This is a genomic window from Comamonas sp. E6 (assembly GCF_001010305.1).
Classification (GTDB): Bacteria; Pseudomonadota; Gammaproteobacteria; order Burkholderiales; family Burkholderiaceae_C; genus Comamonas; species Comamonas thiooxydans.
On the sequence record NZ_BBXH01000022.1, the window covers coordinates 19941 to 34419 of the forward strand.

General features: G+C 62.7%; 12 protein-coding genes. 4 read left to right on the forward strand and 8 right to left on the reverse strand.

The window, feature by feature from the left end; all coding sequences use genetic code 11:
• Positions 1-175: 175 nt before the first annotated feature.
• Both glyS and glyQ read right to left on the reverse strand, forming a co-directional pair.
• Positions 176-2284 carry a glycine--tRNA ligase subunit beta gene (glyS, locus tag CSE6_RS18995; protein WP_059441247.1) on the reverse strand — a complete coding sequence of 703 codons (2109 nt, stop codon included), beginning with the start codon at positions 2282-2284 and terminating at the stop codon, positions 176-178.
• A gap of 87 nt (positions 2285-2371) precedes the next feature.
• Positions 2372-3310: a glycine--tRNA ligase subunit alpha gene (gene glyQ / locus CSE6_RS19000; RefSeq protein WP_034377406.1), complete on the reverse strand. Its 939-nt coding sequence runs from the start codon at positions 3308-3310 to the stop codon at positions 2372-2374.
• Between the two features lie 389 nt (positions 3311-3699).
• On the opposite strand from glyQ, the gene CSE6_RS19005 reads away from it, so the two are divergent.
• The 3 genes from CSE6_RS19005 to CSE6_RS19015 all read left to right on the forward strand — a co-directional run bounded on the left by CSE6_RS19005 (position 3700) and on the right by CSE6_RS19015 (position 6405).
• On the forward strand, positions 3700-4809 hold the full coding sequence (locus CSE6_RS19005) for an SPFH and helix-turn-helix domain-containing protein (RefSeq protein ID WP_034377184.1): 1110 nt from the start codon (positions 3700-3702) through the stop codon (positions 4807-4809).
• Between the two features lie 29 nt (positions 4810-4838).
• Entirely contained in the window at positions 4839-5222 is a 384-nt protein-coding gene (locus CSE6_RS19010; RefSeq protein ID WP_034377185.1) for a VOC family protein, read from the forward strand.
• An 88-nt stretch (positions 5223-5310) separates the two neighbouring features.
• Positions 5311-6405 carry a TFIIB-type zinc ribbon-containing protein gene (locus tag CSE6_RS19015; protein ID WP_034354551.1) on the forward strand — a complete coding sequence of 365 codons (1095 nt, stop codon included), beginning with the start codon at positions 5311-5313 and terminating at the stop codon, positions 6403-6405.
• A gap of 106 nt (positions 6406-6511) precedes the next feature.
• Here the strand turns inward: CSE6_RS19015 and CSE6_RS19020 are convergent, their stop codons facing one another.
• The 4 genes from CSE6_RS19020 to CSE6_RS19035 form a co-directional block, all read right to left on the reverse strand.
• On the reverse strand, positions 6512-7627 hold the full coding sequence (locus CSE6_RS19020; RefSeq protein ID WP_034377186.1) for a TIGR03364 family FAD-dependent oxidoreductase: 1116 nt from the start codon (positions 7625-7627) through the stop codon (positions 6512-6514).
• A gap of 97 nt (positions 7628-7724) precedes the next feature.
• Positions 7725-9464: a putative 2-aminoethylphosphonate ABC transporter permease subunit gene (locus tag CSE6_RS19025; RefSeq protein WP_052088068.1), complete on the reverse strand. Its 1740-nt coding sequence runs from the start codon at positions 9462-9464 to the stop codon at positions 7725-7727.
• A 23-nt stretch (positions 9465-9487) separates the two neighbouring features.
• A complete protein-coding gene (locus CSE6_RS19030; protein WP_034377189.1) occupies positions 9488-10564 on the reverse strand; it encodes an ABC transporter ATP-binding protein in 1077 nt (358 codons plus the stop codon).
• A 187-nt stretch (positions 10565-10751) separates the two neighbouring features.
• A complete protein-coding gene (locus CSE6_RS19035) occupies positions 10752-11801 on the reverse strand; it encodes a putative 2-aminoethylphosphonate ABC transporter substrate-binding protein (RefSeq protein ID WP_034377190.1) in 1050 nt (349 codons plus the stop codon).
• Positions 11802-12147: 346 nt separating this feature from the next.
• On the opposite strand from CSE6_RS19035, the gene CSE6_RS19040 reads away from it, so the two are divergent.
• Positions 12148-13014 (forward strand): LysR substrate-binding domain-containing protein, encoded by an 867-nt coding sequence (locus CSE6_RS19040; RefSeq protein WP_034377192.1) that lies wholly within the window; start codon positions 12148-12150, stop codon positions 13012-13014.
• Here the strand turns inward: CSE6_RS19040 and rfbC are convergent.
• Both rfbC and rfbA read right to left on the reverse strand, forming a co-directional pair.
• Positions 13011-13562, reverse strand: coding sequence for a dTDP-4-dehydrorhamnose 3,5-epimerase (gene rfbC / locus CSE6_RS19045; RefSeq protein ID WP_034377193.1), 552 nt, complete (start codon positions 13560-13562; stop codon positions 13011-13013). The two genes, CSE6_RS19040 and rfbC, sit on opposite strands and share 4 nt — an antisense overlap.
• Positions 13559-14449: a glucose-1-phosphate thymidylyltransferase RfbA gene (rfbA, locus tag CSE6_RS19050; protein WP_059441248.1), complete on the reverse strand. Its 891-nt coding sequence runs from the start codon at positions 14447-14449 to the stop codon at positions 13559-13561. The genes rfbC and rfbA overlap by 4 nt, the downstream gene beginning before the upstream one ends.
• Between the last annotated feature and the right edge of the window lie 30 nt (positions 14450-14479).

Here is a 14479-nt window from a genome sequence, read left to right on the forward strand (position 1 = left end):
CTGCCCGACAGCTTTCCGGACACCTTCCCCGCATCATCAGGCACTTACGCCCAGCCCAAACTTGCGCGAAAAACAGAGAGCCGCCTGCACGACCGTAGTGTCCGTGCAGGCGGCTCGCAAAGCTCACCGACATACATGAGCATGCCTGCAAATCATGAACCTGCAGGCCGCATGTTTAGACAGCCAGTCTTGCCAAATCCGCCACCCGATTCATGGCCTCATGGAGCAAAGCCAGCAAGCCCAGTCTGTTTGCCTTGAGAGCCGGGTCTTCGGCATTCACCATGACTTGTTCGAAGAATGCATCGACCGAGGCACGCAATGCTGCCAGGGTTTGCAGGCTGGCTGTGTAATCACCTGCTGCAAACTGTTGCTGAGCTTTGGGCGCCACCCGCTGCAGCACCGCATACAGGTCTTTTTCGGCCTGCTCCACCAACAGAGCTTCGTTCACCTGGGGCTGAACATCGGTTTCGGCCTTCTTCAGAATGTTACCCACGCGCTTGTTGGCCGCCGCCAGGGCCGGAGCTTCGGGCAGGGTCGCAAAGGCGCGCACGGCTTCCAGGCGCTTTTGCACGTCGGACAGGGGCTGCAGGGCCAGCACGGCTTCCACTTCCTGGGCGCTGTAGCCTTGTTCGCGGAACATATTGGCCAGGCGGTCATAGATGAATTCGACCAGTTGGGGCGTGGCGTCCTGGATCTTGTCGCCAAAGGCGGGCAAGGTGCTGACCAGCAGGGTTTCCAGATCCAGCTCCAGATCCTTTTCGACCAGCATGCGGATCACGCCCAGCGCATGGCGGCGCAGGGCGAAGGGATCGCGGTCGCCGGTGGGCAGGTTGCCGATGCCGAACATGCCGACCAGGGTTTCGAGCTTGTCGGCCAGAGCCACGATCACGCCAACATCGCCACGCGGCAGTTCGTCGCCGGCAAAGCGGGGCTTGTAGTGGTCTTCGATGGCATCGGCCACGGCCACATCCAGGCCGTCGTTCTGGGCATAGTAGCGGCCCATGATGCCTTGCAGCTCGGGAAACTCGCCCACCATGTCGGTGACCAGATCGGTCTTGGCCAGCATGGCAGCCTGATCGGCCAGACGGCCCAGCTCGGAGTTGCCCAGCTGCTGGGCAATGCTCTTGGCGATGGCGCGTACGCGCGCGATGCGCTCGCCCTGGGTGCCCAGCTTGTTGTGATAGACCACCTTGTCCAGTTGCTCTACGCGGCTGGCCAGGGTCTTCTTGCGGTCCTGGTCGAAGAAGAACTTGGCGTCGGCCAGACGGGGGCGCACCACACGTTCGTTGCCGCCGACCACGGCCGACGCGTCCTGGGGCTGGATGTTGCTGACGATCAGGAATTGATGGGTCAGCTTGCCGTTGGCGTCCAGCAGCGGGAAGTACTTCTGGTTGGCCTTCATGGTCAGGATCAGGCATTCCTGGGGCACGGCCAGGAATTCCTTCTCGAATTCGCAGACCAGCACATTGGGGCGCTCGACCAGGGCCGTCACCTCGTCCAGCAGGGCCGGGTCGTCGATGGGGCGCACGTCGCCGCCAATGCGTTCGGCAGCCGCCTGCAGCTGGCGGGCGATATCGGCCCGGCGCTCGGTGAAGCTGGCGATCACGGCGCCCTCTTCACGCAGTTGCTCTGCATAGCTGTCGGCGTTCTGGATGACCACGGGGTCCACAGCGGCTTCAAAGCGGTGACCATGCGTGGCAGCGCCGGCGGTCAGGCCCAGGGCCTTCACGCCGATCAGCACCTGGGTGCCATGCATCACGACCAGGCCGTGGGCCGGGCGCACAAAGTGCACGCTGGTCCAGCCGTCCTGCAACTGGTAGCGCATGACCTTGGGGATGGGCAGCTTGGCCAGGGCTTCGTCCAGCGCCTTTTGCACGCCATCGGTCAGCAGCACGCCCTTGGCCGTGGATTCGTAGAACAGGGCTTCGGCCTTGCCTTCGCCCTGGCGCTTCAGAGCGGCCACAGCGGATTCGTCGGCCCCCAGGGCCGCCAGTTTCTTGAGCAGTGCCGCCGTGGGCTTGCCCTCGGCATCCAGCGCCACGGAGACAGGCATCAGCTTTTGCGAGACAGCCTTGTCTTCGGCCTGGGGCAGCACTTCGGTGATGTGCGCGGCCAGACGGCGGGGAGAGGCGTAGGCGGTCAGGCGCGACTCGGTCGATGCCAGCAGTCCCTGGGCCTTGAGCTGCTCGAAGATGACGGCGGCAAAAGCATCGCCCAGCTTTTGCAGTGCCTTGGGCGGCAGCTCTTCGACAAACAGTTCAACCAGTAGATTCGATGCGTTCATGATGATTTTGATAGCAGCCAGCGTTTTCTAGATCAAGGCTGGCCGCTGAAATTTTGAGATATGGATCTAAATGAAGCCTGAAGCCGCTTATGCGGCTTTCTTCGCTGCCTGCTCTGCGGCCTTGGCCAGCTCGGCCAGCACCTCGTCGGCATGGGCCTTGGGCGCCATGGGGAAGCCCAGGCGCGCGCGGCTGTCCAGATAGCTCTTGCCCACGGCGCGGGCCAGGTTGCGGATACGGCCGATATAGGCAGCACGCTCGGTCACCGAGATGGCGCCACGGGCGTCCAGCAGGTTGAAGGTGTGGGCCGCCTTGAGCACCTGCTCATAGGCGGGCAGCGCCAGCTGGGCCTCGATCAGCTGATTGGCCGAGCCTTCGTGGGCCGCAAAGGCGCTGAACAGGAACTCGGCATTCGAATGCTCGAAGTTGTAGGTGGACTGCTCCACTTCGTTCTGGTGGAACACGTCGCCATAGGACAGGCCATCCGTATAGACCAGGTCGTACACCGATTCCTTGCCCTGCAGATACATGGCCAGACGTTCCAGACCGTAGGTGATTTCGCCGGTGGCAGGCTTGCAGTCGATGCCGGCGACCTGTTGGAAATAGGTGAACTGGGTCACTTCCATGCCGTTGAGCCAGACTTCCCAGCCCAGGCCCCAGGCGCCCAGCGTGGGGTTTTCCCAGTCGTCCTCGACAAAGCGGATGTCGTTCTTCTTCAGATCGAAGCCCAGGGCTTCAAGCGAGCCCAGATACAGCTCGAGGATGTTGTCGGGCGCAGGCTTCAGAACAACCTGGAACTGGTAGTAGTGCTGCAGGCGGTTGGGGTTCTCGCCATAGCGGCCGTCCTTGGGACGACGGCTGGGCTGCACATAGGCGGCCTTCCAGGGCTCGGGGCCGATGGCGCGCAGAAAGGTCGCGGTGTGCGAAGTGCCGGCGCCGACTTCCATGTCATAGGGCAGGAGCAATGCACAGCCCTGTTCGGCCCAGTAGGACTGCAGTTTCAGAATGATTTGTTGGAAGGTCAGCATGACTTGTATACGTTCGCGCGTCAGCAATCACTGGCGATTGCGGGCGGCATCTTCATTAAGAGGTGTTCTGGGCGGTATCGACCGCATAAGCGGTAGATTCTAAGTCTGTGCCACTGATCACGGGCGTAGTCTGTCTGCGCGGCCCCACAGCGGGCATTTTCACGAAACGGCCCAGCCGGTGATTTCAAAATGTGAAAAGCAAAACGCTAGCACTTACCACCCATGAATAGACAGTTTCAGCATCAATTGACCATGAAACGATTGGATAGCGAGTGCAGTGCGCTCACTTTTTAACAATTTCCGCGCAACTGCCATGTATCCCGGAACCGGCTGCCGCGGTTTGCCTCCTAGAATGATTCCTTTCCCGTCATCCTCATTCGGAGCACGTCATGGATTTCATGAAAATCATCACCAAGCAACTGATCGAAATCATCGAATGGACCGATGATTCGCGCGACACGCTGTCGTATCGCTGGCCCGATGAAGACAAGGAAATCAAGAACGGCGCCCAGCTCATCGTGCGTGAGTCGCAGCAGGTGCAGTTCGTCTCCGAAGGCCAGTTCGCAGACCTGTTCAATCCGGGCCGCTATCTGCTGACCACGCAGAACATCCCTGTCCTGTCCACACTGCGCGGCTGGAAGTACGGCTTCAACTCTCCCTTCAAGTGCGATGTCTACTACATCAACACGCGCTTGTTCACGGGCAACAAATGGGGCACCTCCAACCCCATCATGATGCGCGACAAGGACTTTGGCGTGATCCGTCTGCGCGCCTTCGGTACCTATGACTTCCGCATCACCAACGCCGCCCTGTTCCTCAAGGAAGTGGCGGGCACGGACCAGAACTTCCGCATCGACGAGTTTGCCGACACCATGCGCTCGCGCATCGTCAGCATCTTCTCCGAAGCCCTGGCCAAGGCTCAGGTGCCGGCACTCGATGTGGCCCAGCGCTACAGCGAGCTGGGCGACGCGCTGCTGCAGCTCATCAACCCGGCCGTCAGCGAGAAATACGGCCTGGAAATCACCAGCTTCCTGCTGGAGAACGTTTCCGTGCCGCCCGAGGTTGAGCAGGCCATCGACAAGCGCTCCAGCATGGGCGCCATCGGCAACCTCAACGACTATGTGAAGTACCAGATGGGCCAGGCCATGGCCAATGGCGGCGAAGGCGCTGCGGCGGCCACCATTCCGGCCACCATGGCCATGGGCTTCGGCATGGCCCAGGAAATGATGAAGGGCATGCAGGGCGGTGGCGCTGCAGGCGCCCCGGCCGCTGCTGTGGCAGACCCCTTCTCGCCGGCGGCAGCGCAAGCCGCACAGACGCCTGCCACCCCGGCCGCCGCCGGCCTGCAGGTGCTGACTCCCGCCCAGGCGGCCCAGGTGCTGGGCGTGGCCGAGGCCGACGTACTGGCCGAAATCCAGGCCGGCAACCTCAAGGCCCGCCAGATCGGCAGCCAGTGGCGCATCGCCCAGGCTGCGCTGGACGAGTTCCTGCGCGGCTGATCCCCAATCCATGGCCTCGGGTGCACGTCATGAATGAACACAAACCGGTTTTCATCAGCACCACTCCGGTGCTGGCATCGCTGGACATGGCGCGCACCGTGGCTTTCTACGCCCGCGTGCTGGGCGCCAGAACCATCCACGCCCAGCCCGGCGAGTACGCCATCGTCTCGCTGGGCGGGCTGGAGCTGCACTTCTGGGCCTGCCAGGACCCGGAGATTCCCAGACAGACCAGCTGCCGCATCCAGGTGGCGGGAATTGCCGCCCTGCATGCACAGTGTCTGGCCGAGAACGCGGTTCACCCCAATGGCGGTCTGCGCCAGCAGCCCTGGGGCACCCAGGAATTCAGTCTTCTCGACGAGGATGGCAACTGCGTGACCTTCTACGAAACCCATCCCGCCGCTGCTGCCGCCTGAACCCGTTTTTGCCGTGGCCACACCTGCTTACTCTTCTCGCTCTTCCGGTTCTTCATTCACCCCTGTGCCCGAGACGGCGCCTCCCTCCATGGTGGGCCGGCATGTCTGCCCCGAATGCGGCGGCAATCTGGAGTGGAATGCCAAGGCCCAGTCGCTCAGATGTCCTTACTGCGGCACCGTCGTTCCCTGGAGCGAGCAGACGCAGCCCGAGCCGGGGCGCTCCGTGGTGGAGCAGGATCTGGCCGATGCCTTGCGCAACCCGGCCAGCGGTCGCGGCTGGGGCTCGGACGAGCGCTATGAGGTGCAATGCCAGAACTGCCGCGCCATCTCGGTATTTCTCGGCAAGAACGTGGCCCAGCGCTGCGACTTCTGCGGCTCGCCGGCCATCGTCGCCCATGAGGAGCGCAGCGACGCCATCACGCCGCAGAGCATCCTGCCGTTCAAGATCAGCGACGGACAGATTCGCGACAAGATCCGCCAGTGGTATGGCAGCCGCTGGTTTGCGCCCAGCAAGCTCAAGAGCGCCGCGCTGACGGATACGCTGCACGGCGTCTATCTGCCCTACTGGACCTTTGACGCCCATGCCAGCGCCCAGTGGTGGGCAGAGGCCGGCTATTACTACTACACCACCGAGTCCTATCGCGACGGCAACGGCAATCTGCAGACCCGCCAGGTCCAGCATGTGCGCTGGGAGCCGGCATCGGGCAGCCTGCAGCATTTCTTCGACGATGAGCTGGTGCCGGGCACCGTGGGCGTGCACGCCCATCTGCTGCGCCAGGTGGAGCCCTTCCCGACCACCACCGATCTCAAGCCCTACAGCCCGGAGTTCGTGCGCGGCTGGACGGTGGAGCGCTACCAGGTGGACCTATCCAAGGCCGCCAGGATCAACGAGGAAGACATGGACAGTCAGCTGCGCAGCATGTGCTCGCGCGAGGTGCCGGGAGACACTCAGCGCAATCTGCAGGTCCAGCGCCAATACTCGGGCCGCAGCTTCAAGCACACGCTGGTGCCGGTCTGGCTGGTCGGCTACACCTATGGCAGCAAGACCTACCAGATCGTGGCCAATGGCTATACCGGCCAGATTGCGGGCGAGCGGCCTTACAGCTGGGTCAAGATCATGTTTGCCGTACTGGCCGCCATCCTGCTCGTCATGCTGATTGCGCCGCTGTTCGTGCAGCAGTGATGCTCATTTTTTGATAGCTATTTGCGCTTGATAGATAAAGATTCAGAATTCATTTTCTTGAAATTCAAGAACCTACAAGCGCCAGCAGCTATTCAATCCGTAGCAGTTACCAGGCCTTCCAGACTTCCTCGGCCAGACCAAACGCCGTGCTTGCGCCCGAGCCGCTGGTCACTGCCACCACGCGTGTCGCGGCATCGGGCGCTTTGACAAAACAAGGGGCTTCGGCACTTGCGGGGTAGATGCCCGTCCAGCGCTCCACAACCTGGGCCTTGTCGATATGCAGTGCCTCGTGCATATGGCGCAGCATGAGCTGGTCGACGGCTTCGCTGGCAAAAGGCTGGGGCGCGCTGCCGTAGTGGTGCGAATCGCCCACCACCAACGAACCGTCGGCGCTTTGCACGGCAATCAGGTGGATGCCGTGCTTCAGGCTGTCGGCCTCCTCGCGCTCCAGCTGAGCGCGCAATGCTGCGGCTTCGGGCAGCGCGCTATAGCCTTCGTAGCGCACCAGGCTCAGATCCCCCATGACCGATCCTTCAAGCTTGAAGCCCGCTTGCGGCTTGACGCGCAGCATCTGCAACTGGCACAGCTGCACTTGGTTGTCAGTCCATTCGCCTGCAAACAGTCCACCTGGATCGGCGTTGTTGCAGACCACCACACGTTCGGCGTGATAGCGGCCACGCGAGGTGGTGACGCGCGGCGTTGCCACTTCCGTCACGCTTTCACCAAAGCGGAAATCCACCCCCTGCGCCTGCCGCAGCCATTGCGCCAGCAAGGGGATGGCTGTGCGCGACTCCACGCGCAGCTCGTGCGGGCTGTAGAGCACGGACTGCAGCCCGTCGGTGCGCAGCGCCGGATGGCGCGCCGCGGCCTGGGCTGGCGTCAGCAGCTCACAGCCTTCGCCCATTTCGGTGTGCATAAAGGCTTCAAGCACTGCAGCGGCAGCAGGACGGCGCGCCGTCAGCCACAGGCCGGAATGAAGGACATCGATACCGGCCTTGGGTGCAATCTCTGCCCAGACATCGCGTGAGCGCATGGCGCGCCGCCAATGGGCACCGGCGCGCTGGCCCGTGATGGTGACAAAGCCGAAGTTGCGAATCGATGCACCCAGGCAGGCACCGTCGCGCTCTATCACCAGCACGGAGCGGCCGCGCGTGGCAGCGGTATAGGCATGGGCCAGGCCGACAATGCCGGCACCGACGACGATCAGATCGTAGTTTTTCATAGCGTTACAGAAAAAGCAGACAAGCCAAGTCCTTGCCGCAGCGCCAAGGCGATGCAGCGACAGACGTTCGGAGAATCAAGTGATGTGGAGAAAGTCCTCAGCGCTGGCGCCAGTGCTGGGTACGCCGCTGCAGCCAGGCATCCAGCAGCGCAATCAGCAGGCGACCGGCGGCTGCAGTCGCAAAGATCAGCGTGGCCATGGCGGCGGCGGGAGCGATGTCACCCGCGTCATCCATGGCCAGCACGGCCACCGAGGCCAATGTGGTTTCGGGCGAGTACAAGAAGACCACGGCCGACACCGTGGTCATGGCATTCACGAAGAAGTAGCCCGCAACCTGCATCACCGCAGGCAGGCACACGGGCAGATGCACGCGCCACAGCAGCGTCCAGAACGGCAGGCCCATGGAATCGGCCACGCGTTCGTATTCGGCATCCAGTTGCTGCAAGGCGGTGAGCTGGGTGATGTGCGCCACCGAGAAAAAATGCGCGACCGTGCACAGCACCAGAATGCCCATGGACCCGTACAGAAAGTGCAGCGGATTGCCGCCTGCATTGAAGAACAGGATATAGCCCAGACCCAGCGCCAGCCCGGGCACCGCCATGGGCAGCGTGGCCACCGCGTGCAGCCACTGGCGCGCGCTGCCCCAGCCTGTGGGCCTGGCCACCAGATAAGCGCTTAGAAAGCTCAGCAGCGCGCCCACCGCAGCCGTGGCCACGGCCATGGTCAGCGAGTTGGCGTAACTGGCCCAGCCGCCGCCATCCATCAGGTCGAACTGGTAGTTCCTGAAGGTCAGCGTCAGGTTATAGGGCCAGAAGCTGACCAGGGATGCCAGCACGGCCACTCCCATCACCGCCAGCAACGCCAAAGCCATCAGGCTGCAATACACCAGCAGCGCACGGTCGAGCGGCGCACAGGGCTGCGGCACCAGAGGCACGGCCCGCACGCTCATGGCAGCGGCCTGCCGGGCACGCAAATGGCGCTCGGCCGCAAAGGCCAGGCCCGCAGGCACCAGCAGCAGCATGGCCACCACGGCACCCATGGACAGGTTTTGCTGGCCAATCACCTGCTTGTAGATATCGGTGGCCAGCATCTGTGTGTTGCCGCCAATCACCTTGGGCACGCCAAAGTCGGTGACCACCAGAACGAACACCACAATCCAGGCGATCATCAGCCCATAGCGGCTGGCTGGCAGCGTGACCTGGCAGAAGCTGCGCCAGCGGCCTGCGCCCAGCGTGGCGGCGGCCTCATACAGGCGCGCATCGCCCGAGGCCAGCGTGGTGCAAAGAATCATCAGCGCATGCGGAAACGTCCACAGCACCGAGCCGAGAATGATGCCGAACGGGCCGTAGGCCGTGCCGCCCAGCAGCCAGCTCTTGAGCAGACCCTGGGCGCCAAACAGATAGATCAGGCTGATGGCCATGAGCAGCGACGGCGCCAGCAGAGGCACCAGGGCAATGGCGCGAAAGAACTTGGCCAGCGGCATGCAGCTGCGCATCACGCCATAGGCATAGCCATAGGCCAGGGCCACACACAAGGTGCTGCTGAAGGCAGACAGCCACAGGCTGTTGAACAGCGACTGGCCTACGCCCGGCATTTGCGCATAGGCGAAGTACTGTGCCAGGCCCGAGAACTTGCCATCGGCCGACACAAAGCTGTGCCCCAGCAGCGCCCCCACGGGCAGTGCAATGGCCACCAGCAGCGCGCCCAGCAGGCCCAGCACCAGCGCGCCCAGCCACAGCTTTTCCCAATCGAAAAAGCGCGTTTGTCGTGGCGCCGTAGGGCCGGTACCTTGCTGCCGGCGTGGTTCCGCTGCAGGCGCATAGCTCCCCACGGGCATCGCAGAAGAAGAGGCATCCATGCTTATGCCGCCTTTCGCAAAATCTCTGGCGCTGCCAGCGACTGCAGCGCGGCAGCCGGCAACTCCAGCAACACCTCGCCCTGCAGCCAGTCGGGAAGACGCGCGTCATGGCGCAGCGGCCATTGCACATCGATCTGGCATTGCAGCGTGGGGCTGAACACGCGCACCAGGACCAGCGAGCCCAGGAACGAGGTCTCGACCACCCGCGCGCGAAACAGATTGGGCAGTGCTGCGGGCTGGGCCGGGTGCAGCACCACGCTTTCGGGCCTCACACCTACCAGCAAGGCATCACCGGCCTCAAAGCCGGCAGTGCTGCATTCAAGCCGTCCCTCGCCCACGCGCACCGCGTCGCCCGACTCGGCCACGGCGGGCAGCAGATTCATGCGGCCCACAAAACCGGCCGCAAAGTGGCTGACCGGCTTGGCGTAGAGCTGCTCGGGCGAGCCCTGCTGCTCGATACGGCCCTGATGCATCAGCACCACCCGGTCAGCCATGGAGAGCGCTTCTTCCTGGTCGTGCGTGACCATCACGCAGGCAATGCCCAGCTGACGCTGCAACTGGCGGATTTCGCTGCGCAGCTCGGTGCGCACCTGGGCATCGAGCGCGGACAGCGGCTCGTCCAGCAACAGCAGACGCGGGCGCGGCGCCAGTGCGCGGGCCAGCGCAATGCGCTGCTGCTGGCCGCCCGACAATTGCGCCGGATAGCGCTGCGCCTGCGCGCCCAGGCCTACCAGAGCCAGCATCTCCTGCACCCGGGCCTGCACTTGCGCCGCAGGCTGGCCCTTGAGACCAAACGCCACATTCTGGGCCGCCGTCAGGTTAGGAAACAGTGCGTAGCTCTGGAACACCACGCCAAAGCCCCGGCGCGCGGCAGGCCAGCGCGTGATGTCCTCGCCCTGAAACAGAATGCGGCCCGCGTCGGCCTGCTCGATGCCGCACAGAATGCGCAGCAGCGTGGTCTTGCCGCAGCCCGAAGGGCCCAGCAGGCTGACGAACTCGCCGCCCTCCACCACCAGGCCAATGTCGCGCAGCACCGGGGTGTCTTTGTACTGCTTGGCGATATGTTCTATGCGCAGCATGTATCTCTTTCAACGTGCAAACAATCCGAAGGTCGTTCCGATCTGTATCGCTCGAAATGCCCACCGCTGCATGTGCAGACCCGTTTCGCCAGTGACAGCGAGCAAGGGCAGCCCCGCAGCGAGGCTGTCGTCCCCCTCCGGCGCTCAGCGCCAGAGAGGGGGAAGGCGCGAAGCGCCTCAGGGGGTGTTATTTCTTCTCCGCTTTGGCTTCGTACCGGCGCGACCATTCGGCCAAGATACGATCGCGGTTAGCCGCTGCCCAGTTGAAGTCGTTCCTGGCCAGGCGCTTTTCCAGATCGGCCGGAATGAACTCGTGCTTTTCCTGGGCCTCGGGAAGGGCCAGCACGGCAAAGTTGGCGGCGTAGAGCTTGTTGGCGTCAGGCGTCACCGCCCAGTCGGCCAGGGCCTTGGCCGCGTCCTGCTTTTTGCTGGTCTTCAGAATGGCCGTGGCTTCCACATCCCAGCCCAGGCCTTCCCTGGGGAAGACGATGGCTATGGGCGCGCCATCCTTCTTGGTCTTGTTGGCCCGGTATTCAAAGCTCAGGCCCACGGGGAACTCGCCCGCGCCGGCCTGGCGGCAGGGCTTGGAGCCGCTGTGCGTGTAGACGCCGATGTTCTGGTGCAGCGCATCCATATAGGCCCAGCCCCTGTCCTCGCCCATCATCTGCAGCCAGGCGGCCACCATCAGATAGCCCGTGCCGCTGGACGCCGGGTGGGGCATGGTGATCGAGCCCTTGAATTCGGGCCTGGTCAGGTCGGCCCAGCTGGCAGGCGTGGGCAGCTTGCGCCTCGGGCCTTCCACGGTGTTGAAGCAGACGGCGGACGACCACAGGTCCATGCCCACCCAGGTCGGCGTGGCTGCCGGATCGCGCATGGTGGAGCGCACCTTGGCCAGGTTTCTGGGCGCATAGGGCTGCAGCATGCCTTGCTTGTCCAGCAGCATCAGCGAAGTGGCGGCCACGCCCCAGATCACATCGGCCTGGGGATTGGCCTTTTCGGCCAGCAGACGGGCAGTGATGATGCCCGTGCTGTCGCGCACGAACTTCAGCTCGATCTCGGGATGGGCTTTTTCAAAAGCCGCTTTGTAGGCCTTGATCTGGTCGGCCTCCAGGGCCGAATACACCAGCAGATCGGTCCTGGCGTGGGCCGCGGAGGCCAGGCCCAGCAAGGCCGTGGCAACCGTGGAAAAGGCGATCAAGGTGAAGCGGCGAGTGGCGGGTGCAAAAGCGTGGCGCATGGATAACAGTCCCTTGGATTGATCGTTGCCGCCCGACCAACGCGGCCGTTTGCGACATGAGGGAACTGTAGAAATTCACTGTGAAACGCCTGTGTCACAGAACTGAAATCTGGCAAAGGCGTCATCAGCAAACTTTGTAGTCAGCGCGCTGCGCCAGCGTCCGCCATCGAGATGCTATTGATTCAAAAGCAACTTACGCCTTATCTGTCTCATATTTCTTCATAAAACCATCTAAAAGACATTGCTTATATGCGCAAGAAGCTATTGAAATCAAAGCTGCTCATCCGCATTACCGGCTGCAGCGTTCATGTTGAAATCCGGGCACCGCTTTCTTGAAGACCTTGTCATGTTTGCCACACAGCTCAAATCCTTTTTCTGGGTCGCCCGCCTCGGCAGCATCACCCAGGCAGCGCGCCAACTGGGGCTGAGCCAGCCCACGGTCACGGCGCAGATCAAGGCCTTGGAGGAACAATATGAAGTCGAGCTGTTCACGCGCCAGAGCGGAAGACTGGCCATCACCGATGCGGGCCTGAAGCTGCTGCCGGAAATAGAAAAGCTGCTGCTGCAGTCGGTCCAGATCGAATCGGCGCTGCGCCAGTCGGGCCATGTCAACCAGGGCCAGCTACGCATAGGTGCAACCGCCCCCTACTATGTGCTGGACATCGTCAAGCGCTATCAGCAGCAATATGCGCTGGTGGAGGTGAGCATCGTCAACGGCAATTCGCGCCAGATGATTCAGGCGCTGGCCGAGTACCAGGTGGATCTGGCAACCTCTTCGCACCTGGACACCGATCCGCGCCTGCTGCGCCTGGAGCTGGGGCGCGACCCGTTGGCCCTGGTCGTGCACCGGCAGCATGCGCTGGCCAGGCAGAAGTCCGTCGCCATCGAGGATCTGGCAAAGAACACGCTGATCCTGCGCGAGCGCGGCTCCATGACCCGGCAACTGACCGAGCAGATGCTGGAAGCCGCCCAGGTCAGCCCGCAACGAGTGCTGGAAATTGCCAGCCGCGAGTCCATACGCGAAGCCGTGATCCGCCAGATGGGCATCAGCATTTTTGCGCGGCACGAAGCATCGGCCCACCCTGAACTCGTCGTGCTGGATCTGGAAGGCGAGGTTCCCTGTCTTCCCGAATACCTGTACTGCCTGCGCGAGCGGCGCGACGCGCAGCTGATTCAGCCATTTTTGCAGATGGCCGAATCAGACCAGACTTAATCGAACAGTTCGGCCTGCTTGAATGCAGGCTGATGCTGATCCTTTTCGGACAAGGAAAAGTCGATATCGAGCTGTGGCCACGCAATAGCTATGTCGGGGTCATTCCAGAGCAGGCCCCGATCCGACTCCGGTGCGTAATAGGCTGTGGTTTTGTACACAAAGTCCGCCGTGTCGCTGAGCACCACAAAGCCGTGGGCAAAGCCCGGCGGAATCCAGAGCTGGTGGTGATTCTCGGCACTCAGCTCCGCTCCCACCCATTGCCCAAAAGTGGGCGAGCTGCGGCGAATATCCACGGCCACATCAAACACCGCGCCCGAGATCACACGCACCAGCTTGCCCTGGGCATGGGGCGGCAGTTGGTAGTGCAGCCCACGCAGCACGCCCTTGCTGCTGCGGCTGTGGTTGTCCTGAATGAACTCGTGGTTCGTGCCCGTAGCCTGGTTGAAGAGGTCCTGGCGAAAGCTTTCCAGAAAAAAGCCGCGCGCATCCCCAAACACCTTGGGCTCGATCAGAAAGACATCGGGAATGGCCAAAGGCGTGAACTTCATGCGTGCACCTTTTCCTTGAGCATCTGCAGCAGATATTGTCCGTAGCCATTCTTGACCAGCGCCTGGCCCAGCTTCTCCAGCTGGGCGGCATCAATCCATTTCTGGCGATAGGCGATTTCTTCCGGGCAGGCCACTTTCAGGCCCTGGCGCTGCTGCAAGGTGGCAATGAATTGCCCGGCTTCGAGCAGGCTGTCATGGGTGCCGGTGTCAAGCCAGGCATAGCCTCGGCCCATCAGCTCGACATTGAGCTTGCCTTGCTGCAGATACATGCCGTTGAGATCCGTGATCTCCAGCTCGCCCCGCGCCGAAGGCTTGACCTGCTTGGCCAGTTCCACCACCTGCTCGTCGTAGAAGTACAGGCCGGTGACGGCATAGTTGCTCTTGGGCTGCTTTGGCTTTTCTTCGAGCGACAGCACTTTGCCGTCGACATCGAACTCGGCCACGCCATAGCGCTCGGGGTCTTGCACATGGTAGGCAAACACCGTGGCGCCGCCCTGGCGCGCATCGGCTTTTTTGAGCAGCGGTTGGAAGTCGTGGCCGTAGTAGATGTTGTCCCCCAGTACCAGGGCGCTGGGAGCGCCGTTGAGGAATTTCTCGCCAATCAGGAAGGCCTGGGCCAGGCCATCCGGGCTGGGCTGCACCTCATACTGAAGGTTCAGGCCCCACTGGCTGCCATCGCCCAGCAGTTGCTCGAAGCGCGGCGTGTCCTGCGGGGTGCTGATGATCAGAATGTCCCGGATGTCCGCCAGCATCAGCGTGCTCAGCGGGTAGTAAATCATGGGCTTGTCGTAGATCGGCAGCAGCTGTTTGCTGATGGCCAGGGTGGCGGGGTGCAGACGGGTGCCGGAGCCGCCAGCCAGAATGATGCCCTTGCGCTGTGTCGTCATGATGAATCAATGGATGGCTTCCAACGCCTT